The following is a 20736-nucleotide window of genomic DNA, read 5'->3' on the forward strand; positions in this document are numbered from 1 at the left end:
TTCATCTCTTATTGGCCCAGTGGGCAAGTAGTCCCGCATCAGTCATGCCGGTGGCATGGCCATTCAGGGATTTCCGAGGATCAGCTCCGCCAAGGCAAGATCCTGAGGATAAGTAACTTTCAGATTGCGTGCATCGCTCAGGACCAGCTTGGGGCGCAAACCCAGCGCCTCGATCGCCCCGGCATCGTCGGTCATGGTCACGCCACCCACCCCGCTCAAGGCCTCCCTGAGCAATTTATAACGAAACATCTGTGGTGTTTGCGCCTGCCATAGATTCTCCCGGGATTCTGTGTGCTCAACCCGGCCATGGGTATCACTGCGCTTCAATGTATCCGCAACTGGCACCGCGAGTAAACCGCCTACCCCATCTTCAGCCAGCTCATCCATCAATTTGTCGAGCTGCTTTTCGCTCAAGCAGGGCCGCGCCGCATCGTGTACCAATACCCAGTCATCATCACCAATGGACGAAATGCCCTGTGACGCTTTCAGACCATTAAGCACACTTTCGGCACGAGTTTCGCCTCCGCATTCGAGCACAACCAGCTTGCCTGAGAATTCAGACCAGTCATACCGCAGCCACTCCCCATCCCCTGAGGCAATGACTACAAATACGCAACTGATCCTCGGCGAATGACACAACCTTCTTAAAGCATGATAAATCATCGGCTTGCCAGCCAATGACAGATACTGTTTGGGAAGCTTGTCTCCCATCCGGGAGCCGGAGCCCGCTGCCGGAATTAGTGCAAAGAAATTTGGCATTGCATCAGAAAATAGTGCGGAATCAACTTATCATAGAAATAGGCATCACCCTCCGCATCTGGCGGCATTGTTGATGACTACCCCGGCAGATCTTATAAATTACAAAAGGTCAGCTCAAACGCTACATCATCTTCGTATATTTTGGTTTTTTGCCTCGAACCGGAAATGACAAAACGAATATTAAGCGCATACTTGTTGGCGCTGATTTCAGGAACGCAAGGCAGACTCTCATCTACCTTCAGGCAGAGCATATGCGCTACCCGTCCGGATCCCATTTGCTGGAATACGCCACGGCGGGCGGTATGCGGGAAAGTTTTGCCGCTGCGCCTGAGCAGGTTCAAAACAATGTTGATGCCCTCCTCCAGCGGCAGCAGCGGCTCAAGCCACTCCTTGAGATCGTTGCGACGCAGGAGCGGGTCCAGATGCAACCAATAGTGATAAGATGGAAGATCGAATTCACATGCCCCGCCGGGTATTCCCATCCGCTGCTTGATACTCATCAGCCATTCATCCTCGCGCATGTGTTCCCCGATTTTGCCTGCCATATTGAGCATGCTCTGAGATGCTGCCTGGATATTACTCAACACCTCATTCAACGCGCCCTCTGAAATATCCGGGCTTTTGCGCAGGGTTTCCAATGCCTGTTTTTGCCGCTCAAGTTCTTGCAATAATTCCGATTTCATATCGGCGCGGCTCGTTACGTCGAGTATTTCAAATAGGGTAACAAGTGCGGAGTGGTGTTCAATGGCTTCGTCCCTGGCGGAAAAGAACGCCACCTTGTCAAACAAGTCCTCAAGCCGCAGCAAGGTGCGAATGCGTTCATTAAGCGGATGTTCGTAGCAAATCACGATAGTGAGCCGGAAGACGGGACTGGTGCGAGACGGGATATGTAATATTGCCCTATAAAACAGAATTTTACAATAAAATTTGGCATTAAAATGGCTTCGCGATGAAAGGAAATAATCCCGGGAAAATCAGTCTTTGTTCGTCAAAGCCAGATACTTTTTGTGCAACGCATCCACCTGTTGCCGCAGATGCGACATGTCCACATCATTGGCAATCACATCATCCGCTCGCCGCAACCGTTCCTGACGTGGGAGCTGGGTGGCTGCAATGGCCCGCGCAGTCTGTTCATCCAGGCCCGTGCGGGCCATTGCACGGGTGATCTGGTCTTGTTCGTTGCAATCCACGACTAGGATACGCTCGATCATTCCACGGTAGCCGCCTGTTTCAAGCAAAAGCGGCACAACGATTATTCCGTAGGGAGCGGTGAAGAATGCGGCACGGCGAGCGACTTCAATACGGATAAGGGGATGAAGGATCGCCTCAAGCTTTCGCCGCGAGCTTTCGTCGGAGAATACCAGTGCCCGCATTTCTTTTCGATTTAGTGCACCCTCCGCCGTAATAAACTTCTCCGTAAAAATTTCTCGGATAGTCGAAATAGCGGCACCCTGTGGCTGGGTGAGTTCATGCGCGATCACATCGGTATCAACCACATCGGCGCCCAGCGCGGCAAAAAATTTCGCCACGGTAGTTTTGCCACTTCCGATTCCGCCGGTTAATCCGATTTTCAAGGACATAGCTTAAAATAAATCAAGGTAGGCACGATTAATCTGATTTCCCCAGAACAAGGCAACAAAGCTGCCGCCGACCAGATACGGCCCGAATGGGATTGGAACGTGGCGCTCGTGCTTTGCGATCACCATCAGTCCGACACCGGCTACGGCTCCCGTCAAAGAGGAAAACAGGATCACCAGCGGCAGCATTTGCCACCCAAGCCATGCGCCGATCGCAGCAAGTAATTTGAAATCACCGTACCCCATGCCTTCCCTGCCGGTAAGGAGTCTGTAGCACCAGTATACCAACCACAGTGCGAGGTAACCGGCAACGGCACCGATAATCGCGGAACGAATATCGGTGAAACCATCGCCCAGATTGATCAGCAACCCCCCCCACAGCAGGGGTAGTGTAATATCATCCGGCAGCAACTGCGTATCCATGTCGATAAATGCCAGTGCTATCATTGTCCAGACAAAGACCAGCGCCGCGAAAGCAGCAAAGCCATACCCGAAATACCAGGCAATAAAGCCGCTGATCAGGCCGGTCAGAACTTCAACAACTGGATAACGCGTTGCAATGGGTGCGTGGCATTGAGAACAGCGTCCTCTTAAAAACACATAACTCACCACCGGGATATTCTCCAGGGCGGTTATTTTATGTCCACAATGAGGACAGGCGGAACGCGGTATCACAATATTGAAGGGCGGCTGCCTCTCGACCGGTTCCCCGCGCAAGTCGGCACACTGGCGCCGCCATTCCCGCTCCATCATTTTTGGCAGCCGGTAAATGACGACATTCAAGAAACTGCCCGCCAACAAACCGGCGATGGAGCAAAGAGAAATGAAAAAAACCGGGGAATGCTGCAATAGGTAATTAAATGACATCAAGATGCGGCATACAGGGTTGCTAATCCGTGACCGGCTCTGCAGAGCCTACGGTTGACGCCAAACTGGGAAAGATTCGAACCACCTTGACCACCCGATCCTGAGTCTGGACGATTTCCATCGGATAACCCGCAATTTTCAGGCTCGTGCCGGCTTCGGGAATATCCTGAAAATACTCGAGAATGAGGCCATTAAGGGTTTTGGGGCCACCGAGCGGCAATCTCAGCCCAAGTTTGCGATTAAGATCCCGCAGAAGACTGCTGCCTTCCACGATTACGCTACCATCCTCCTCCTGCTTCACCAATATGCCCGCTTGCGTTGGGGCGTGTGTGGTAAATTCGCCGATGATTTCTTCGACGATATCCTCTAGTGCCACCAGTCCCATCCATTCGCCGTATTCGTCCACGATGAGGCCAACCCGTTCGCGATTCTCCTGGAATAATTGCAGTTGCGAAAACAGGGGCGTGCCGGATGGAATAAAATAAGGCTCACGCATGATTTTCTGCAGTATCGCGGCAGTGACCTCGCCGCTTCTCATATGATTCAGCACCTTGCGCACATGAATGATGCCGGTCACGTTGTCCAGGGTTCCCCGGTAGACCGGCAGACGAGTGTGATGGCAGGTTAATAACTGATTATGAATGGTTTCATCGTCGGCATCCAGATCTATCGCTTCGATCTGGCCACGCGGCACCATGACGTCGTCGACAGTGACGGTTTCAAGGTCGAACAGATTGAGCAGCATGCTTTGATGTTTTTTACGGATGAAGTGTCCCGCTTCCAATACCAGAGTTTTGAGCTCTTCCAGGTTGATTTTCTGTGTGGCGCTATCCTCCCGGGGTTTCAGGCGCAAAAGGGTGAGCAGCGCCTGCACGAACAAGTTGACGAACCATACCACGGGATAGAAAACTTTCAGCAGCGGTGTCAGCACATAACTCGAAGCCAGCGCGATGCGCTCCGGATAGGCAGCGGCGATCACCTTAGGGGTAATTTCGCTGAACACCAGAATAGCGAAGGTCACACATATCGTTCCGATAAACAGGGCCAGATCGTTATGCCCGAAGAAATTCGAAATAATCACCGCCACCAGGGTCGCAGCGGCGGCATTCAACAAATTATTGCCAAGCAGAATCACGCCCAGGAGCCTATCGGTATTCAGCAATAGTTGGGAGGTGAGGCGGGCGCCGTGATGTCCCTCTTTGGCGAGATGCTTCAACCGATAACGGTTGATAGCCATCATGCTGGTTTCAGAAAGTGAAAAAAATGCGGATAGGACCAATAAAACAACCAGTGCAACCAGTAGCACATACAACGGCATGTCTTCCAAAGAACGCCTCTATGCAAGTAGAAAAAATTCAGAATTGGAAAGCACTGACTGCCGGAAATTTCTGACGATCGTGGGATCCATTTGAACCCGTTTTCCGGCGCACGGCGTGCCTAGCAACCTGCGGGACTTAAAGAAAGCCGGTTGCAAAAGCCGATCCTAAAGCATCTGGCCGGTCCATAGTTCGTCGCTTTTTCAGTCAATAAAATAACTTATTGGCGCTTAAAATCGTCAAAATCTGCCCTCATTCCATCACTTTCTCGCTTCGATTGTTCAAGTCTGGCAGGCTGCTAGCGCTGAAGTATTACTTCCAGTACAAATTTACTACCGAGATAGGCCAGCAATAGAATAACAAATCCAGTCAGTGTCCAGCGGATTGCGATGCGTCCGCGCCAGCCATAGAGCTGCCTGCCCGTTAGCAGTGCGGCGAAAACACCCCAGGAAATGATGCCGAACAGGGTCTTGTGAGTGAATTTGAGCGGTTGACCAAACACTTCCTCCGAGAAAACGATGCCACTGAGGAGCGTCAGCGTGAGCAGTATGAACCCCACCCAGATAACGCGGAACAACAATTTCTCCATCGTAAGAAGCGGGGGCAAATTGGTCAGCACCGATGGCATGGAAGGATGATGCAGCCGGCGTTCCACCACCGCCATCAGCAATGCGTGGAGCGCGGCGATGGTAAGCAGGCTGTAAGCGAGCATGGCGATGGAAATATGCGCCTTGAAAGCGGGTAATTCAGTATTGGCCAGGGGTCGCAACGAAGGAAACGCCAGGGGTAGCAGTACCGCCACCGCCGCGACAGGCGCCACCAGGGTTTGCAATCCTTCCAGACGGTAGAAGAAACCGGACAACCAATAAATCGTGGCGGTAAGCCACACGATGGATGAAACCGCGCTACCCACGCCAAAATTCAATCCGGCGCCCGAGAATACAGACTGATAAAGCGTATAGCCATGCAGCAGCAAGGGCGCGAGAATGGCATAACGTTCCCATCCCGCCCCCACAACAACGTCGCCGGGCAATCGTGCGGGGGCATTCCATCGGGTGCGCCAGAAATGCCAACCAATCAGACCATAAAGCAGACAAGCAACAAGATAGGCTAGAATAACGGACATTGATATTGCGGACTAAAGCGGAATTCTGGCTAGTCTACACCAATTTTTCTTGAGGGGCATTTAGCATGTTTGACAATCTCACCAATCGGCTTTCCGTTGTTATCAAAACCCTGCGGGGCGAAGCGCGGCTGACTGAGGCCAATATTCAGGACGCTTTGCGTGAGGTACGCATGGCGCTACTGGAAGCCGACGTGGCTTTACCGGTGGTCAAGGAATTTATCGCACGCGTCAAGGAAAAAGCGGTTGGCAAGGAAGTGATGAGCAGCCTTTCACCGGGCCAGGCGCTGGTGGGTGTGGTGCATCAGGAATTGATCGCCATCATGGGGGGGGAGAAAACCGATATCAACCTGGCGGCCGTACCGCCCGCGGTTATCCTCATGGCGGGACTGCAAGGTGCCGGCAAGACGACCAGCAGCGGCAAACTCGCGAAATGGCTGATGGAGCAGAAAAGGAAAAAAGTACTGCTGGTTTCCTGCGATACGTATCGTCCCGCCGCCATTCAGCAACTGGAACTGCTGGCAAAGCAAACCGGCGCGGACTTCTTTCCGGTTCAAACCGGGCAGCAACCCAAAGAAATTGCCTCCGCCGCCCTGGATTTCGCCCGCAGACACTTCCATGATGTGATGATTGTGGACACCGCCGGGCGATTGGCTATCGACGAGGCAATGATGGAGGAAATCAGAAAGCTGGAAGCGCTGCTGAAACCTATCGAAACCCTCTTCGTGGTGGATGCAATGCAAGGACAGGACGCGGTCAATACGGCAAAGGCATTTGCCGAGGCGCTGCCTTTGACGGGCGTCATCCTCACCAAGCTTGATGGCGATTCCCGGGGCGGAGCCGCGTTGTCCGTGCTTCAGGTCACCGGCAAGCCGATTAAATTTGCCGGCGTAGCGGAAAAAATGACCGGGTTGGAGGCATTTCATCCAGATCGCATGGCTTCACGCATCCTTGGGATGGGAGACGTGCTGGGGTTGATTGAGGAAGCCCAGCGGGGCGTGGATCAACAAGAGGCTGAGAAACTGGCCAAAAAGATAAAATCGGGTAAAGGCTTCGATTTGAACGATTTTAAAATGCAGTTTCAACAAATGAGAAATATGGGCGGCATGAGCGCCATGATGGATAAACTGCCTGCACAATTGACCCAGGCCGCTCAGAAGGTAAAGATGGACGACAAGGTCATGGGGCGGACCGAGGGCATCATTGATGCCATGACGCCCCAAGAACGCCTCAAACCGGAAATTCTGAAGGCCTCGCGCAAGCGGCGCATCGCCACGGGTGCGGGCGTCACGGTCCAGGAAGTAAACCGTCTGCTGGCGCAATTCGAACAAACGCAGAAAATGATGAAAATGATGAATAAAGGCGGTATGGCGAAAATGCTGCGAGGGATGAAGGGAATGCTACCGGGAATGCGATAAGGACGAGTCTCGTCACTCCGCCGCCGGCACCTTTTCGAGCCCCGTAACTCGTACGCCGGCTGTGATATTTCTTGTCTTGAACCAGCCACGATTCATTTCCAATGCATATTTTGCCGCACCAGCGGAACTATGGGGTGTTTTAGTGTTGGGTACCATATCTGCAAGGTTAAGAATCACCCCGTCTTCGTCGAGAAAAGCGACGCTCAACGGAATATCCGTATTCATCATCCACATACTCTGCCGGCCGGTATAGGAAAACACAAACAACATCCCGTTATTTTCACCCATTGATCGTCGAAACATCAGCCCCCGTGAACGAGTATCGTTCGTGTGCGCAACCTCCGCGGAAATAGCATGACCTGAAATCCTGAGCTGGCTTACCGGCATCTCGGCCCGAAGCGGCGCCGGCAAAAGGAAGAAAATTGCAAGAATGCGCATGAACCTTAATCGAGCGGCGGTAGAAAGTTTCTCCGGGAAATTAGAGGTCAAGTAGCACAAGAAGTGTGGATGGGCCATGGCTTGCAACCGAAGTTGGTTCAATGTTTGCCGGTACTGCCAAAACCATTCTCGCCCCGGTGACTCTGCTCAAAGTCATCGACCACATTAAAGTCCACCTGCACCACTGGCACTACTACGAGTTGCGCGATCCGCTCCAGCGGGTTCAGCGGAAAAGGGCTATGTCCGCGATTCCAGCAGGATACGAATATTTGCCCTTGGTAATCCGAATCGATCAGACCAACCAGATTTCCCAGGACAATACCATGCTTGTGACCCAGCCCGGAACGCGGAAGCACCATCGCGGCAAGCCCAGGATCGGAGAGATGGACGGCGATGCCGGTAGGGATAAGATTGGCCTCCCCGGGTACAATGGTCATTACATGATCAATGCATGCCCGCAAGTCCAGGCCTGCGGAGCCGGAGGTCGCATAAGCCGGCAATTGATTTTTCAAACGTGGATCGAGAATTTTGATGTCAATTTTTGTCATGTCAGCGTGTCCGGATTTATTTTTTTGGTTTGTTTCTCGTATAACGATGCAATATGTTTAATCAACCGTCGCGCTTGCTCAATTTTCGGTGCTTTCGGCAGATCATTCTTGCCCTCGTTATCGAACAGAGTCAACGTACTTTCATCCGAACCGATGGTATCCTGAGCCAGATTGGCGGCGAGTAGCGGCAGTTTCTTCTTGCGCCGCTTGGCTTCGGCATTTCTTTCGAGATTTTCAGTCTCTGCCGCAAAGCCCACGCAAAAAGGAGGTCGGGACAGGGTTGCGACATACTCCAGGATATCAGGGTTAGATATGAATTCCAGCGTGATGCTGTGCTCCGTTTTTTTTGTTTTCTGTTTATTCGTACTGATGGCACGGTAATCCGCCACCGCCGCGACACTGACAAAGATATCGATACGGGAGATCTCTTTTTTTACCGCCGCCAGCATATCCCGTGCGCTCACCACATTGACGAGCCTGGCCGTCATGGGAGCGTCCAGGCAAACGGGACCGGAGATGAGCGTGACTTCCGCTCCCGCCTCGAGTGCCGCGCGGGCTACCGCGTAACCCATTTTTCCCGAGCTTAAATTGGTAATGCCTCTTACCGCGTCAATGGCTTCATAGGTGGGTCCCGCGGTAACGAGCACGCGCTTGCCTTGCAGCAGTTTCGGCTGAAAAAAAGCACATATCGTTTCAGCAAGCTCAAATGCCTCCAGCATGCGGCCCATGCCGGTCTCGCCACAAGCCTGGACGCCACTGGCGGGACCGAGTATCGTTACCCCGTCGCGCTCTAGCGCTACGATATTACGCTGAGTCGCGGGATTTTCCCACATTTGCCGATTCATGGCGGGGGCAATCAGCAACGGGCAATCGCGCGCGAGGCATAATGTCGAGAGTAGATCATCGGCAGATCCATGGGCAAGCTTGGCGATAAAATCTGCACTGGCGGGAGCGACGAGAATGGCATCAACGTTGCGCGAAAGATCGATATGAGCCATGCTGCTGGCAATGCCGGTGTCCCAGAGATCCGTGAATACCGGTTTACCGGTTAACGCCTGTAGCGTGGCGGTGCCCACGAAATGACAGGCTGACTCGGTCATTACCGTTTGCACATCCACGCCATCCTGTATCAAAAAGCGTGCGAGCTCAGCTGCTTTATATGCGGCCACTCCGCCGGTCAGCCCCAGCAGCAGGCGCCTGGTATTGAATAAGGAAGCATCGGTCATAATTGCGGGGATGGAGCCTGTTTCGATGGAGAAAAAGAAGTTTAACCTAAAAGGGACGCTTCATTAAAGGGAATGGCGTCCTCTTCAAGAAGATCGTTTTCCCCCTCAACTTCGCCTTATTTCTGTCGTTATCGAGACATCATGGCAATTCCAGACTGGCCCGAATCGGAACGCCCACGCGAGAAGCTCCTGAAGAGCGGAGCAGCGAATCTTTCCGATGCCGAACTTCTGGCGATATTCCTGCGAACCGGTATTAGGGGAAAAAGCGCGGTGGATCTGGCGCGTGAACTACTCAAGCACTTTGGTGGTTTGACAGGTTTGTTCGCCGCGAATCAAGGCATTTTTTGTCAGGTGCATGGAATGGGGCCAGCCAAATATGCCCAGCTACAGGCGGTGCTGGAAATGGCGCGGCGCGCTCTGGAAGAAAAACTGAAAGCTGGCGATACCATGAGCTCGCCAGCAGCGGTGCGCGACTATTTGCGTCTCCGCCTCGAGGGCAGAAAACACGAAATCTTCATTGGTATTTTTCTCGACTCACAGAACCGCACTGTCGCAACCGAGGAGCTGTTCAATGGCACGCTCACCCAGACCAGCGTATACCCGCGAGAGGTGGTGAAGCGGGCATTACACCATAATGCTGCCGCTATTATCTTTGCTCACAACCATCCTTCCGGCGTAGCGGAACCAAGTCAGGCCGATGAGATACTGACCCAATCGCTCAAGCAAGCGCTTGCGCTGGTGGACGTAAAAGTCCTGGATCATTTTATCATTGGTGGCGGAACAGCCATGTCATTCGCGGAGCGGGGATTGATTTGATTTGAGAAAATCCTAAAAATCGGGATATAATAGGCGTTTCTCGAATTCTGGAGTGGCTCATCATGGCACGAGTATGTGAAGTAACCGGCAAGAAACCGATGACCGGCCACCATGTTTCCCATGCTAACAACAAGACTAAGCGGCGCTTTCTACCCAACTTGCAGCGCCGCCGGTTCTGGGTGGAAAGTGAGAATCGCTGGATCAGCCTACGCTTGTCTACCGTAGCACTGCGGACGATAGACAAGAACGGTATTGACACGGTGCTGGCCGATATGCGCGCACGCGGTGACAGCATCTAAAAACATCATGAAGCGCTGCTCAGGCTTCGGCATCTAAGGACATCATCATGCGGGAAAAAATAAAACTCGAATCTTCGGCTGGTACCGGCCATTTCTACACCACCACCAAGAATAAGCGCACCACGCCGGAGAAGCTGGAAATTCTTAAATTTGATCCGGTAGCGCGCAAGCACGTCAAATACAAGGAAATCAAACTCAAGTAGGGTGTTCATGACCAGCGGGACTTGGCGGTCGTGCTAATAATGCCTACAGTAAAAAGCTCTGAGTTCCAATAAAAAACCCGCCAGTGGCGGGTTTTTTATTGGATCAACACCTGCTTGCTTGGTTTCTCAAGCGTAGCAACGTAACCTGCGGGAGAAGTTTTGCAGCACCTCGATGCCGCTTTCCTCGGCGCGGTGACACCAGTCCTCCAATTGCTTGACCAGCTCATCCTTGGATGTCGTTGAGCGTTGCCATACCGCCATCAGCTCTTCACGCATTGTATAGACCTTGTCAAGCGTCGTGGTTTTGCTCAGCACCAGACTCAGCTTGGCGCGCTCATCTTCATGCAGCGTTTTGGAGTCGGCAAGTATCCAGCGTTTAAGCGTGGGCCGATCTACGCCAAGATGCGTAGCCGCTTCCTTCAGGTGGTCAACTTCCTTGGCCAGCGTGTGCTTGAGCGATTGGGCATACTTTGCGAGAACTTCATAACGATGAGAAATGACCGCTTGCAGTGTATCGAGATCGCATTGTGTCTTGGCCGCATCAAGGCGCAGTTTGGGAGCAACTTTCTTCACCTGAGCCAATCCCATCGATTCCAGGATACATATGTACATCCAGCCGATGTCAAACTCGTACCATTTATTGGAGAGGCGTGCGGAAGTCGCATAAGCGTGATGATTATTATGCAATTCCTCCCCGCCGATGAGGATACCCCAGGGAACAATATTGCGGCTGGCATCCTCTGCCTGGAAAGTGCGATACCCCCAGAAGTGGCCAATTCCGTTGATGATACCGGCAGCCATGATCGGCGCCCAGGCCATCTGTATCGCCCAGATCGTAAGCCCCATGGTTCCGAACAGAATGAGGTTGATGATCAGCATCAGCGCGACACCCTTGCGGCTTTGACCAGAGTAGACATTGTGCTCCAGCCAGTCATCCGGCGTACCGTGACCGTATCTTTCCAGAGTTTCCAGATTCTTCGCTTCTTTCCGGTAGAGCTCAGATCCTTCTCTCAGCACTTTATTGATGCCAAGGACTTGCGGACTATGAGGATCGTCAGCGGTTTCGCACTTGGCGTGATGCTTACGGTGTATTGCTGTCCATTCCTTGGTGACCATGCCGGTGGTGAGCCATAGCCAGAAACGGAAAAAATGGCTGGGCAGCGGATGCAACTCTAGAGAACGGTGAGCCTGATGACGATGAAGATATATTGTGATGCTGGCAATAGTGATATGAGTGAGAGCCAGAATAACTACGATATAACCCCACCACGGTAAGTCAATAAGACCAGTCACAGTTGAAAATCCTTTTAGAAAATTTCCGGAGAGAAGGGATACGGCAATTTAAAGGGAAACTAACGTTTAGTCAAGAAATTATGTATGAAATAAATAAGCCCGCACATCCGCGTTTGTTGCAAAAAAAACGGTGAACCAGGCAGCGCTTGTCCAGCCTCCGCAAGCACAGCCGTAGTCGCCAAAGATCCCGGCGTAATTGCGGCTTATTCCTACTTCTTGCTGGTTCCGGGAGGTACATCCGACGGTATGCCGCGACGCTCGGTATCCCTCACTCCACGCTCAATGTCTGCCACAGCTTGCTTTACCGTGTCCCGCGATTCCTGATGCATTGTGGCTGAAGCGGTACTTGACGAACCGGTCGTCTCGTCCCGGTCGTGCGGCAGCAATAATTCCTCCTTCTCCTGTATTGGAGAGAGCGGCTTTTGACGCATTACCTTTTCTTTCTTCTTCACGCCACCCTTGGTTTGGGGCCGGGGTGGATTTTTACTTTGCTGAATAGCCATGTCTTTATCTCAGATCGCTGGAATGTTGGATAGTTCAGGTCGCGCTTCTTGATTCCCGGGCTTACTATTTCAGCAGCTGCGCAAGATCAATCTGAATCGATGCCGCTGTATTTGCCTTTAATGTCCTTCGCATTTGTCCGAGCGCATCCATATGCCTGCCTTTGCCCAAGGCGGCACAGCAATCCGATGGAACAATAATTTCCAGACCCCGCAAGTATCCGTCGTTGGCGGTAAATAAAACGCAGGAATCAGTGGTAAGGCCGCACAGAATCAATTTCTTGGCGTGCAAATTCTGGAGCAGGAGACCCAGCGGCGTCTGGAAAAAACCGGAATGTCTGGGTTTGAGTACAAAATAATCGTCACGTTGAGGTAAGAGCTCTCGGACGATGAGTGCTCCGCGCCCGCCGCGCTTTGTGCAACGCTTTACCAAGTGTTTGAAATCCGACTGCCATTGGCCAAAATTATCATTCACGTACAAGCACGGAATCCCACGCGTTTTTGCCTCGACTTTAAGGTGCGCGATATTCCGGGCCATGGGCAAAGCGTATTCAACGAGTCTTTCTCCCTTCTCAAATTCCAGATCATTAATTACGTCGATCAGAAGAAGCGCGACGCAAGAATCGTGAAGTACGCATTGATGATTCATCCGATAAAGATATCCTGTCTCTGCTTTCCAGGCTGTGCGACAGCGCACAGAAAAGAATTTCCAGTGAATTGCGGGATTTGCCCGGGAGCATGCGACTGGAAACAAGGATTCTTTCGTGACTACCGCCACTGCTTATGTGGTCGATTTTCATGTTATTTCAAAAACGGTTGACGCCCAGCTTCGAGCATCGTCTGTCGAAACGTTCCTTGCTTATGGTTTATGGAACTTTCGCACTTGGATTGGCTGCAGTGGTTTGGGTGGATCGTTATTCCGCGCATCCCATAAGCGGCGCAAAAGTCGAAATACGGGTGCTGATCGACTCACTCTACCCCGCTCATAAAGTGCCTACCCTCATAGAAACTGGAAGATGCTGAATGTGCGTTATCGCACGGAATTTGTTTATCCCGCCCTTTATTCTTTAAATTAATTCCGGTGGCGGCCCTACGCTGGAAGGCAGGGGTCAAATAACGCGAAACATGTTATTTATCATGACACTGGTTTATTAAATGGGCACTCAACTACCGCATTTGGGTTAACTACGTGGCATAGGGGTATGCACGCGCCGCTACCCATCGCTTTATTTCCGTTTGTGCCAGAGAATCATTTTTCACTGCCCATTATTTGTCATAAGAGGATCTCAAAATGGATAATCTTTCCAATGGGTCAGAATCGGTCTGGATGACCACGGCTTTGCCACCGCAATTTCCCGTCTTGCGAGAAAAACTCAAAACCCACGTTTGTGTGATCGGGGGAGGTATCGCCGGACTCACGACGGCTTACTTGTTATCCCGTGAAGGCAAGAACGTGGTTCTCCTAGACGCCGGGCAAATAGGCGGCGGAGAAACGGGACGAACCACCGCTCATTTTTTTCCTCCGGATAACCGGTATTTTGTTATTGAAGATGCCTTTGGGGTAAACAAAGCGCGGCTGGTGGGGGAAAGTTTCCAGCGGTGCATAGCGCTGGTCGAATCAATTGTCGAGAACGAAAAGATAGATTGCGGATTCGAGCGGGTGAACGGCTATCTATTTTCCTTGACCCTTGAGGGCTACGCCGATCTGGATAAGGAATTCGATGCGGCGCGCCGGATCGGCATAGAAGTCCACAAGAAAGAACGTGTGCCGGATTTGAGCTTTAATACCGGCACGTGTCTGGAATTCCCGAATCAAGCACAATTTCATCCACTCAAATATCTCTATGGGCTTGCCGAAGCCTTCCGGCGCAACAGAGGAGTTATTTATGCCCGGACACGCGCGCTGGATATCGGTAGTCATGACGATATCTTGACAGTTACGACCGAACATGGAGCAATTTCAGCCCACGCGGTTGTAGTGGCAACGCATACGCCGTTTAACGACCGTGTGGTCATGCATACCAAACAAGCCAGCTATCGCACCTACGTTTTGGGAATCCGCGTACCCAAAGGGTCGGTGCCGCGTATTTTGCTGTGGGACAACGGGGATCCCTATTACTACATCCGGTTGACCACACCCGATGAAAAAGCCGAATATGAAATTCTGGTCGTCGGCGGAGCCGACCACAAGGTAGGACAGGATGAGCACCCCCAGCATCGTTATGATGAAATCGAAAAATGGGTACGCCAGCATTACCCAATGGCGGGACCAGTCGTTTTCAAATGGTCGGGACAAGTCATGGAACCGGCGGATGGCGTCGGGTATATGGGCCGCAATCCAATGGATGACAAGAATGTTTACATCATCACGGGAGATTCCGGCAATGGCATGACCCACTGCACCATAGGTGCAATACTCATCACTGATTTAATCATGGGGAGGACCAATTCCTGGCTGGATATCTATGACCCGGCGCGAAAAGCCACCCACGGCATGCCTGAATTTCTCAAAGAATTGGGTAACACGTTGGCCCAATATGGGGATTGGGTGAAAAGTGGAGATATTGACTCCCCTCGGCAAATTCCCCCCGGGGAAGGCGCGATACTGCGTGAAGGGGAAAAGAAGATAGCGATCTACCGTGATGACAACGGCAAACTTTATCCCCTGTCGGCCGCCTGTACACACCTGGGATGTGTTGTTTCGTGGAACGCCGCGGAGAAGTCTTGGGACTGTCCCTGCCATGGATCGAGATTTAGCGTGAGTGGCCAGGTTCTCCATGGACCGGCGACACAGCCGCTAAAAGCGGTGCAATTGGACCGGGTAACGTAATGACACTCGCTCCAGTTCGCCGGAATCCCCAGGTGATGCCCGCTCCAAGCGCGCTGAAGTATGCGGGCATCCGTGAGCGGACCATGGCATTGATTGCGCCTCTGTCCATGGAAGACTGCTGCGTCCAATCGATGCCGGATGCCAGCCCTGTCAAATGGCATCTGGGTCACACCACCTGGTTCTTTGAGACTTTTGTTCTTGAGCCTTATGAAGTGCCATTCAAGCCGTTTCACGAGGCGTTTCGCGCGATGTTCAGTTCTTACAATGGCCATGGAGTAACGCATCCTGATCCCAAGCGGGGGCTATTTACGCGGCCTCCTCTTTCCATGATTCTGGATTACCGCCGTAACGTGGATCAACGCATGCATAGGCTTTTGAATTTACCTCCCAAGAAAGATGAAATGCTTCCCATGCTGGCGGTTTTGGGTCTTAATCACGAACAGCAGCATCAGGAGCTCATTCTCACCGATATCAAGCATCTGCTTTCACAGAATCCTCTAAAACCATGCTATCAAATGTCGGGAATGCAATCCACCAGCCCAGCCACTACGCTGAAATGGCACGACTTCGAGGAAGGAATACGGGAGATAGGTCACGCTGGCGAAGGATTCTGTTACGACAACGAATCCCCTCGGCATAAGGAATATCTTCAGCCCTATCAATTGGCCTCGCGGCTTGTCACCAACGGTGATTACCTCTGCTTTATAGAAGCGGGGGGCTATGAAGACCCGACGTTATGGCTATCGGAAGGATGGGATTGGCTTCAGGCGAATCAATACAGCCATCCCCTCTATTGGCTGCGCGAAGGTGCCGAGTGGCAAGAATTTACCCTGAACGGCGTATTGCCGCTGCATCCCGGCCAACCCGTCATTCATGTTTCCTATTATGAAGCCGATGCCTACGCGCGATGGGCAGGCGCGCGGTTACCCACGGAAGCCGAGTGGGAAGGTGCAGCTTCCCGGCAGCGAATTGACGGAAATTTCGCCGAAAAAGGAAACTTCCATCCAGCCATGCCTGAGATCGCGGAATGGGTTCAGTTTTACGGGGACGCATGGGAGTGGACGCAGTCGAGTTATTCCGCATATCCGGGTTACAGTCCGGCAAAGGCAAATACCGAGGGGCCGATATCGGCCGTCTGGGACAAGGCCGTGGGGGAATACAACAGCAGATCCATGGTGAACCAGTACGTGTTGCGTGGCGGTTCATGCGTCACCCCGCGGGAGCGCATCCGTTCCAGTTTTCGCAATTTTTTCCCCGCCGGAACCCGATGGCAATTCTCCGGCATTCGCTTGGCCAGGGATCATGTCAGCTCGGATTGAGGCACCTGGAAGCGAGAGCCGCGTGCCCGGCCATACGCAATGTGTTGAGACTACCAGTAAACCAACACATCATCCTGAATTCGGTGGTTGAGCGCTCATTTAACAGATTAGTGTATGTTTAGTAATGATATTTCGTATTATCTGACGCTCACCTTCCAGGTGAGGCCACTACGGGACGCAGGATGATGGATTGGGCTCGCCTTTTTAGCTTTTCAGTCAGTCCTGCCGAGATCGTCGTGCGAGGAACGGTTATTTATTGGTTCATATTCTTACTTTTCAGATTCCTGCTTCGCCGCGACATCGGGGCTATCGCCGTTGCGGACATACTGTTGCTGGTTCTCATCGCGGATGCGGCCAGCAACGGCATGTCGGGGGGTTATGATTCCATCACGGATGGCTGCATACTCGTTGCCACCATTGCGGGATGGAATTATGTTCTGGATTGGATGAGCTTTCATTTCCCCACTGTTCGTCGTTGGGTGCAACCGCCACCGCAGGTTCTTGTACGGGATGGCAAGATGCAGCGAAAAGCCATGAGGCGGGAATTGATCACCATGGACGAATTGAAGTCCAAGTTGCGAGAGCAAGGTATCGAAAATCTCGATGAAATAAAAATTGCTCATCTTGAAGAAGATGGCGAAATCAGCGTATTACGGCGCGATAACCAGGAGTCGCGGCAATCTCCCGCTGCTGCCGGGGGTAAAACAATTGCCTAGTAGTCTGTGGACTTAAGAATCGAGGCTAAAAAATTGACAGCGCGAGCATGATAAATTTTGAAGGTCAATTGGCTAGAAAAGCGGCAAAGTATGGACCGGGGGCTCGATGCTTCTGCACCCGCTTTTTGCAGCCCATTTCCTGTAAGTCCCACCGGCCATTAGCCCATGATTCTCGCCAGTATTTTAGTATGTTGATGGATAAATGAATTTTAAAGGAGCGCTAAAGATGAGGGAGCCGTTGGATAATCTCATCCCCAGAGCCGGGCCGGGCCTGGTCAACATCATTATCGATACGCCAAAAGGCAGTCGCAACAAATTCAAGTATGACGCCAAAACGCGCTGCTTTCGCTTGAGTCGGATTCTGCCGGCTGGGGCATTCTTCCCGTTTGATTTTGGCTCAATTCCCATGACGCTTGCGGAAGATGGCGACGCACTTGATGTGCTTGTGATCAGTGACGCGCCGAGCTTCCCGGGATGTCTTGTGACCGGCAAGTTGATCGGCACGGTATCCGGGGAGCAGACCGAGAAGAAAAAGACGTTTCGCAATGATCGGCTCCTCGCCGTACCCGTGACGCCTGTGAATCCAGCCTCGTATGCACGCATTGATGATTTGCCCGGCACATTGTTAACCGAGATAGTACATTTCTTTGTTTCGTACAATCAGGCGCAGGGGCGCAAATACAAACTCGTCAAGCACGGCGGTCCAAAAGAAGCGGAAGAAGCGGTGACCGATGCCGTCGGGCGCTACAAGCGTGAACGCAAGCGATGAAGGCTATGCAGATCACTCGCTCCATGACAGCGGTTAATCCAGCTTACGGAATGCTGCACGCGGCCATCGATGAAGCCTTGGAGCATATGAAGGCGCCGCAGCCTATTTCGGACGAGTCAATTCACGATGCACGCAAGGCCTTGAAAAAAGCACGCGCGGCACTGCGTCTATTGCAAAACGGGATGAGCAAGCGCACCTATCAAACGGAAAACTCCGGGCTCAGGGATGCAGGCCGCTTCCTGTCGCCGTTCCGCGATGCCAAATCATTGATTGATGCCTTCGATTCGCTGCATGAGCGGTATGGCGATAAGCTGAAAAGCGTGAAAATTGCTCCCCTTCAGAAAATATTGCACGCAAATCTGACAAGGGCGCGACGCCATTTTCTACACACGCCAACCGAACTGAAGAACTGTATCCGGCTGCTTAAAGACTGCACCGCCCTGGCGAAAAAAGAGAAATTTTCATCCATTGATTCCGCAGCCATCGAGACAGGATTACGGCATATCTATCAGAAGGGCCGCAAAGCACATGCCGAAGCTGACACGGTCCGAACGCCAGAAGCGCTCCATGAATGGCGAAAACAGGTGAAATATTTGCTGAATGCGATGGAGGGCCTTCATCCTTCAGAGAGGGGCGGTATAGTAAAAATCTTGAAACGGATGGATCAATTGGCTGACCACCTGGGAAACGATCACGACCTTGTTATGCTTTCACAGGAAATTGCCAGGGGCGCTTATGTGCCCGTTAATTCCGAGGTGATAAAAACACTGCATGCATTAATTGACCAGCGTCGAACAAAACTACAAAAAAAAGCGTTCGGTTTGGGGAAAAAACTTTACGACCGCAAACCCAAGCGATTTACGAAACGTATATTGAAACAGATACCTCCAACCGCTGCGGCAACCCTAGTCAGGAAAGCGCCTTCTAAGAAGAGCGGAATAAGGGCAATTTAAGAAATAGCGGCTTTATCTCCGCTTGAGTGGGTTTCCGCACTGATATCCTCGAGGTGCTTACGTAGCATATAGCAATTCTGCATCTCCAAGGAGAAACCGTCATGAAACCCTCTTCAATCTTACCGGCCCGATCACTGGCATTTGCCGGTGCACTGATTCTCATAATAACGGGCTCAACTCATGCCCAGCTCGTCGGAGGACAGCCCGCTCCAGGGCAGAACAGATCCATAATTGGCCAGCCTCCGTCAGGTCAGAGCGGTTCCATTGTTGGCCAGCCCCCCGCGGGGCAAAGTGGCGCCCGGCCACCACAGCCCAATTATCCAAATGCCGGTCCAATGACCGGTAGCGATCCCGTGAGAGACAAGCTGAACCAGACAAACAGAGAAGCCGCCGACATAGATCGCGACGGCAGAATTAGTCCGGAAGAGGCTTCCAGAATACCGCCAGGGACGCCCTTGCCACGATAAGATAGACTGCTGGCGGGATAGATGCCCGCCTGCAATATTGTCCCTCCAGCTGCTTCCCTGTGGCAGGGAATTCCCCGGCCGCGCCACTATGTTCCTGCTACTTTACCTCCGCTTTCACCCGACCTTTTGCCCTGGCATTTTAGATGGCGGCGATTCTTTTCTTGACCCGTGCATACGCGCATAAATCCAGGTAAATTCAGCTCCCAGTAAAAAGATCTGGGCGGAGTAATATACCCATACCAGTACAACCACCAGCGAACCCGCTGCGCCAAATCCCGAGCTAATGGCACTCTTCCCGATATAGATGCCGATGAGAAGCTTTCCCACTGTAAATAATAATGCGGTAACGGCTGCGCCAGCCCAAACATCCTCCCAATGAATCTTGACCCGCGGCATAAATTTATAAAGCATTGCAAACATGACCGTCGTTAAGGCAAAGCTGACCAAGAAATTCAGCGCGGTCACCAATATTTCTAGACTTGCAAAATAAGGTCCCCACCATTTTCCCAATGCAGCCATCGCAGCACCGAACACGAGCGATACCATCATCAGAAAACCTATTCCCAGTATTATTCCAAAGGATAGCAGCCGCGAGCGGACCAGCCGCCACACTCCCTCATCCTTACTTTTACTTGGAACACGCCAAATGCGGTCGAACGCATTTTGCAGTTCGCCAAATACCGTTGTTGCACCGATCAGCAGTAAGACGGTTCCGAAGAGCGTGCCGGCGATGCCCTCTTCCGGCTTGCTCACACTCTCCAGGAGGCCCTGCACTGCCTCCGCGCCGCGATCGCCCATCAAGCCTTGCAATTGACCAAAGATTTCCCCTCGCACGGCTTCTTCGCCGAAGACGAGACCTGCTGTTGAAATCACGATCAATAAAAGCGGCGCTATAGAAAACATGGTGTAGTAAGCCAGGGCGGCTCCCATGCTAGGTGCATAATCATCGAGCCAGGATGAAAAAGCAGCTTTGATCAGACTCCAAACTTGCTTGATATTCATACGAAACTCCTGAAGGGAGACGTATTGCTTGCTGGGGAAGCGGCGGGAATTTAGCGGAAAGCAAGAGACACTATTATCGCCAGACTCCAATCTACCAATCGGGAAATATAAATGGGGGAAAAACCTGGTTGCAAAGATCCACGCCGTTTTTCATGACGGAGCGTGCTGGAACCGTGGCTGTGGCTTCCGTATCTACTCGTCAATTGAGTAAAACCGCGGCAACCCTGTACCCTGTATTCCGGAGACCTGAGAAAGTCCGGAAGAACTCGAAAGTTGTATGCAATCGCATTACTCGGA

General features: G+C 52.1%; 23 protein-coding genes and 1 pseudogene. 9 read left to right on the plus strand and 15 right to left on the minus strand.

The genetic code is table 11. The features are described 5' to 3' along the window. Window positions 1-63: 63 nt before the first annotated feature. The 8 genes and pseudogenes from ispD to SQ11_RS03500 all read right to left on the minus strand — a co-directional run bounded on the left by ispD (window position 64) and on the right by SQ11_RS03500 (window position 5645). Window positions 64-759 carry a 2-C-methyl-D-erythritol 4-phosphate cytidylyltransferase gene (ispD, locus tag SQ11_RS03475; protein WP_041512728.1) on the minus strand — a complete coding sequence of 232 codons (696 nt, stop codon included), beginning with the start codon at window positions 757-759 and terminating at the stop codon, window positions 64-66. Window positions 760-851: 92 nt separating this feature from the next. Further along, window positions 852-1607, minus strand: a complete 756-nt coding sequence (gene zapD, locus SQ11_RS03480; protein WP_041512729.1) for a cell division protein ZapD — start codon at window positions 1605-1607, stop codon at window positions 852-854. Between the two features lie 126 nt (window positions 1608-1733). Then, on the minus strand, window positions 1734-2339 hold the full coding sequence (gene coaE, locus SQ11_RS03485) for a dephospho-CoA kinase (RefSeq protein WP_041512730.1): 606 nt from the start codon (window positions 2337-2339) through the stop codon (window positions 1734-1736). A gap of 3 nt (window positions 2340-2342) precedes the next feature. Then, window positions 2343-2801: an A24 family peptidase gene (locus SQ11_RS18185; protein ID WP_368730361.1), complete on the minus strand. Its 459-nt coding sequence runs from the start codon at window positions 2799-2801 to the stop codon at window positions 2343-2345. Beyond that, a complete protein-coding gene (locus SQ11_RS18190; RefSeq protein WP_368730362.1) occupies window positions 2780-2842 on the minus strand; it encodes a hypothetical protein in 63 nt (20 codons plus the stop codon). Before SQ11_RS18190 ends, SQ11_RS18185 begins: the two co-directional genes overlap by 22 nt. Then, window positions 2841-3203: pseudogene (locus SQ11_RS18195) on the minus strand (A24 family peptidase); the annotation flags it as partial. The gene SQ11_RS18190 and the pseudogene SQ11_RS18195, both read right to left, overlap by 2 nt. 22 nt (window positions 3204-3225) lie before the next feature. Continuing rightward, window positions 3226-4521, minus strand: coding sequence for an HlyC/CorC family transporter (locus tag SQ11_RS03495; protein ID WP_198140782.1), 1296 nt, complete (start codon window positions 4519-4521; stop codon window positions 3226-3228). A 296-nt stretch (window positions 4522-4817) separates the two neighbouring features. Next, on the minus strand, window positions 4818-5645 hold the full coding sequence (locus SQ11_RS03500; protein ID WP_041512733.1) for an inner membrane protein YpjD: 828 nt from the start codon (window positions 5643-5645) through the stop codon (window positions 4818-4820). Between the two features lie 65 nt (window positions 5646-5710). On the opposite strand from SQ11_RS03500, the gene ffh reads away from it, so the two are divergent. After that, window positions 5711-7060: a signal recognition particle protein gene (ffh, locus tag SQ11_RS03505; protein ID WP_041512734.1), complete on the plus strand. Its 1350-nt coding sequence runs from the start codon at window positions 5711-5713 to the stop codon at window positions 7058-7060. A 12-nt stretch (window positions 7061-7072) separates the two neighbouring features. On the opposite strand, the gene SQ11_RS03510 is transcribed toward ffh, so the two are convergent. The 3 genes from SQ11_RS03510 to coaBC all read right to left on the minus strand — a co-directional run bounded on the left by SQ11_RS03510 (window position 7073) and on the right by coaBC (window position 9272). Then, window positions 7073-7498 (minus strand): DUF192 domain-containing protein, encoded by a 426-nt coding sequence (locus SQ11_RS03510; RefSeq protein ID WP_041512735.1) that lies wholly within the window; start codon window positions 7496-7498, stop codon window positions 7073-7075. Window positions 7499-7596: 98 nt separating this feature from the next. Continuing rightward, on the minus strand, window positions 7597-8046 hold the full coding sequence (gene dut, locus SQ11_RS03515) for a dUTP diphosphatase (RefSeq protein WP_041512736.1): 450 nt from the start codon (window positions 8044-8046) through the stop codon (window positions 7597-7599). Further along, entirely contained in the window at window positions 8043-9272 is a 1230-nt protein-coding gene (gene coaBC, locus SQ11_RS03520) for a bifunctional phosphopantothenoylcysteine decarboxylase/phosphopantothenate--cysteine ligase CoaBC (RefSeq protein WP_041512737.1), read from the minus strand. Before coaBC ends, dut begins: the two co-directional genes overlap by 4 nt. Before the next feature lie 141 nt (window positions 9273-9413). Between coaBC and radC the strand changes: the two genes are divergently transcribed. The 3 genes from radC (at window position 9414) to rpmG (ending at window position 10590) form a co-directional block, all read left to right on the plus strand. Further along, window positions 9414-10088 (plus strand): DNA repair protein RadC, encoded by a 675-nt coding sequence (gene radC, locus SQ11_RS03525; RefSeq protein ID WP_041512738.1) that lies wholly within the window; start codon window positions 9414-9416, stop codon window positions 10086-10088. A gap of 62 nt (window positions 10089-10150) precedes the next feature. Next, window positions 10151-10387 (plus strand): 50S ribosomal protein L28, encoded by a 237-nt coding sequence (rpmB, locus tag SQ11_RS03530; protein ID WP_041512739.1) that lies wholly within the window; start codon window positions 10151-10153, stop codon window positions 10385-10387. Window positions 10388-10434: 47 nt separating this feature from the next. Then, window positions 10435-10590: a 50S ribosomal protein L33 gene (gene rpmG / locus SQ11_RS03535; protein ID WP_004176237.1), complete on the plus strand. Its 156-nt coding sequence runs from the start codon at window positions 10435-10437 to the stop codon at window positions 10588-10590. A 126-nt stretch (window positions 10591-10716) separates the two neighbouring features. Here the strand turns inward: rpmG and SQ11_RS03540 are convergent, their stop codons facing one another. The 3 genes from SQ11_RS03540 to SQ11_RS03550 form a co-directional block, all read right to left on the minus strand. Further along, window positions 10717-11883, minus strand: coding sequence for a fatty acid desaturase (locus SQ11_RS03540; protein ID WP_041512740.1), 1167 nt, complete (start codon window positions 11881-11883; stop codon window positions 10717-10719). A gap of 209 nt (window positions 11884-12092) precedes the next feature. Then, a complete protein-coding gene (locus tag SQ11_RS03545) occupies window positions 12093-12386 on the minus strand; it encodes a hypothetical protein (RefSeq protein ID WP_041512741.1) in 294 nt (97 codons plus the stop codon). A gap of 64 nt (window positions 12387-12450) precedes the next feature. Further along, window positions 12451-13032 (minus strand): cysteine hydrolase family protein, encoded by a 582-nt coding sequence (locus SQ11_RS03550; protein ID WP_041512742.1) that lies wholly within the window; start codon window positions 13030-13032, stop codon window positions 12451-12453. A 642-nt stretch (window positions 13033-13674) separates the two neighbouring features. On the opposite strand from SQ11_RS03550, the gene SQ11_RS03560 reads away from it, so the two are divergent. The 5 genes from SQ11_RS03560 (at window position 13675) to SQ11_RS03580 (ending at window position 18970) form a co-directional block, all read left to right on the plus strand. Then, complete coding sequence (locus SQ11_RS03560) at window positions 13675-15213, plus strand: FAD-dependent oxidoreductase (protein ID WP_041512744.1); 1539 nt, start codon at window positions 13675-13677, stop codon at window positions 15211-15213. Further along, window positions 15213-16532, plus strand: a complete 1320-nt coding sequence (gene egtB, locus SQ11_RS03565; RefSeq protein WP_041512745.1) for an ergothioneine biosynthesis protein EgtB — start codon at window positions 15213-15215, stop codon at window positions 16530-16532. Before SQ11_RS03560 ends, egtB begins: the two co-directional genes overlap by 1 nt. Window positions 16533-16714: 182 nt before the next feature. Further along, complete coding sequence (locus tag SQ11_RS03570; RefSeq protein WP_041512746.1) at window positions 16715-17248, plus strand: DUF421 domain-containing protein; 534 nt, start codon at window positions 16715-16717, stop codon at window positions 17246-17248. Between the two features lie 226 nt (window positions 17249-17474). After that, a complete protein-coding gene (locus SQ11_RS03575; protein WP_198140783.1) occupies window positions 17475-18017 on the plus strand; it encodes an inorganic diphosphatase in 543 nt (180 codons plus the stop codon). Beyond that, window positions 18014-18970: a CHAD domain-containing protein gene (locus SQ11_RS03580; RefSeq protein WP_041512747.1), complete on the plus strand. Its 957-nt coding sequence runs from the start codon at window positions 18014-18016 to the stop codon at window positions 18968-18970. Before SQ11_RS03575 ends, SQ11_RS03580 begins: the two co-directional genes overlap by 4 nt. Window positions 18971-19551: 581 nt before the next feature. On the opposite strand, the gene SQ11_RS03590 is transcribed toward SQ11_RS03580, so the two are convergent. After that, window positions 19552-20439 (minus strand): YihY/virulence factor BrkB family protein, encoded by an 888-nt coding sequence (locus SQ11_RS03590; protein WP_041512749.1) that lies wholly within the window; start codon window positions 20437-20439, stop codon window positions 19552-19554. Window positions 20440-20736: the final 297 nt, after the last annotated feature.

The organism is Nitrosospira sp. NpAV (assembly GCF_000832065.1).
Taxonomy (GTDB): Bacteria; Pseudomonadota; Gammaproteobacteria; order Burkholderiales; family Nitrosomonadaceae; genus Nitrosospira.

What these genes read in the sequence shown, in the direction of transcription:
- ffh (WP_041512734.1), top strand. Translation starts at nt 5,711, where the DNA reads ATGTTTGACAATCTCACCAATCGGCTTTCCGTTGTTATCAAAACCCTG.
- rpmG (WP_004176237.1), top strand. Translation starts at nt 10,435, where the DNA reads ATGCGGGAAAAAATAAAACTCGAATCTTCGGCTGGTACCGGCCATTTC.
- SQ11_RS03570 (WP_041512746.1), top strand. Translation starts at nt 16,715, where the DNA reads ATGATGGATTGGGCTCGCCTTTTTAGCTTTTCAGTCAGTCCTGCCGAG.
- egtB (WP_041512745.1), top strand. Translation starts at nt 15,213, where the DNA reads ATGACACTCGCTCCAGTTCGCCGGAATCCCCAGGTGATGCCCGCTCCA.
- SQ11_RS03590 (WP_041512749.1), bottom strand. Translation starts at nt 20,439, where the DNA reads ATGAATATCAAGCAAGTTTGGAGTCTGATCAAAGCTGCTTTTTCATCC.
- SQ11_RS03545 (WP_041512741.1), bottom strand. Translation starts at nt 12,386, where the DNA reads ATGGCTATTCAGCAAAGTAAAAATCCACCCCGGCCCCAAACCAAGGGT.
- SQ11_RS03510 (WP_041512735.1), bottom strand. Translation starts at nt 7,498, where the DNA reads ATGCGCATTCTTGCAATTTTCTTCCTTTTGCCGGCGCCGCTTCGGGCC.
- coaBC (WP_041512737.1), bottom strand. Translation starts at nt 9,272, where the DNA reads ATGACCGATGCTTCCTTATTCAATACCAGGCGCCTGCTGCTGGGGCTG.
- dut (WP_041512736.1), bottom strand. Translation starts at nt 8,046, where the DNA reads ATGACAAAAATTGACATCAAAATTCTCGATCCACGTTTGAAAAATCAA.
- SQ11_RS03550 (WP_041512742.1), bottom strand. Translation starts at nt 13,032, where the DNA reads ATGAATCATCAATGCGTACTTCACGATTCTTGCGTCGCGCTTCTTCTG.
- coaE (WP_041512730.1), bottom strand. Translation starts at nt 2,339, where the DNA reads ATGTCCTTGAAAATCGGATTAACCGGCGGAATCGGAAGTGGCAAAACT.
- SQ11_RS03580 (WP_041512747.1), top strand. Translation starts at nt 18,014, where the DNA reads ATGAAGGCTATGCAGATCACTCGCTCCATGACAGCGGTTAATCCAGCT.
- SQ11_RS03500 (WP_041512733.1), bottom strand. Translation starts at nt 5,645, where the DNA reads ATGTCCGTTATTCTAGCCTATCTTGTTGCTTGTCTGCTTTATGGTCTG.
- SQ11_RS03575 (WP_198140783.1), top strand. Translation starts at nt 17,475, where the DNA reads ATGAGGGAGCCGTTGGATAATCTCATCCCCAGAGCCGGGCCGGGCCTG.
- SQ11_RS03560 (WP_041512744.1), top strand. Translation starts at nt 13,675, where the DNA reads ATGGATAATCTTTCCAATGGGTCAGAATCGGTCTGGATGACCACGGCT.
- ispD (WP_041512728.1), bottom strand. Translation starts at nt 759, where the DNA reads ATGCCAAATTTCTTTGCACTAATTCCGGCAGCGGGCTCCGGCTCCCGG.
- rpmB (WP_041512739.1), top strand. Translation starts at nt 10,151, where the DNA reads ATGGCACGAGTATGTGAAGTAACCGGCAAGAAACCGATGACCGGCCAC.
- SQ11_RS03495 (WP_198140782.1), bottom strand. Translation starts at nt 4,521, where the DNA reads ATGCCGTTGTATGTGCTACTGGTTGCACTGGTTGTTTTATTGGTCCTA.
- radC (WP_041512738.1), top strand. Translation starts at nt 9,414, where the DNA reads ATGGCAATTCCAGACTGGCCCGAATCGGAACGCCCACGCGAGAAGCTC.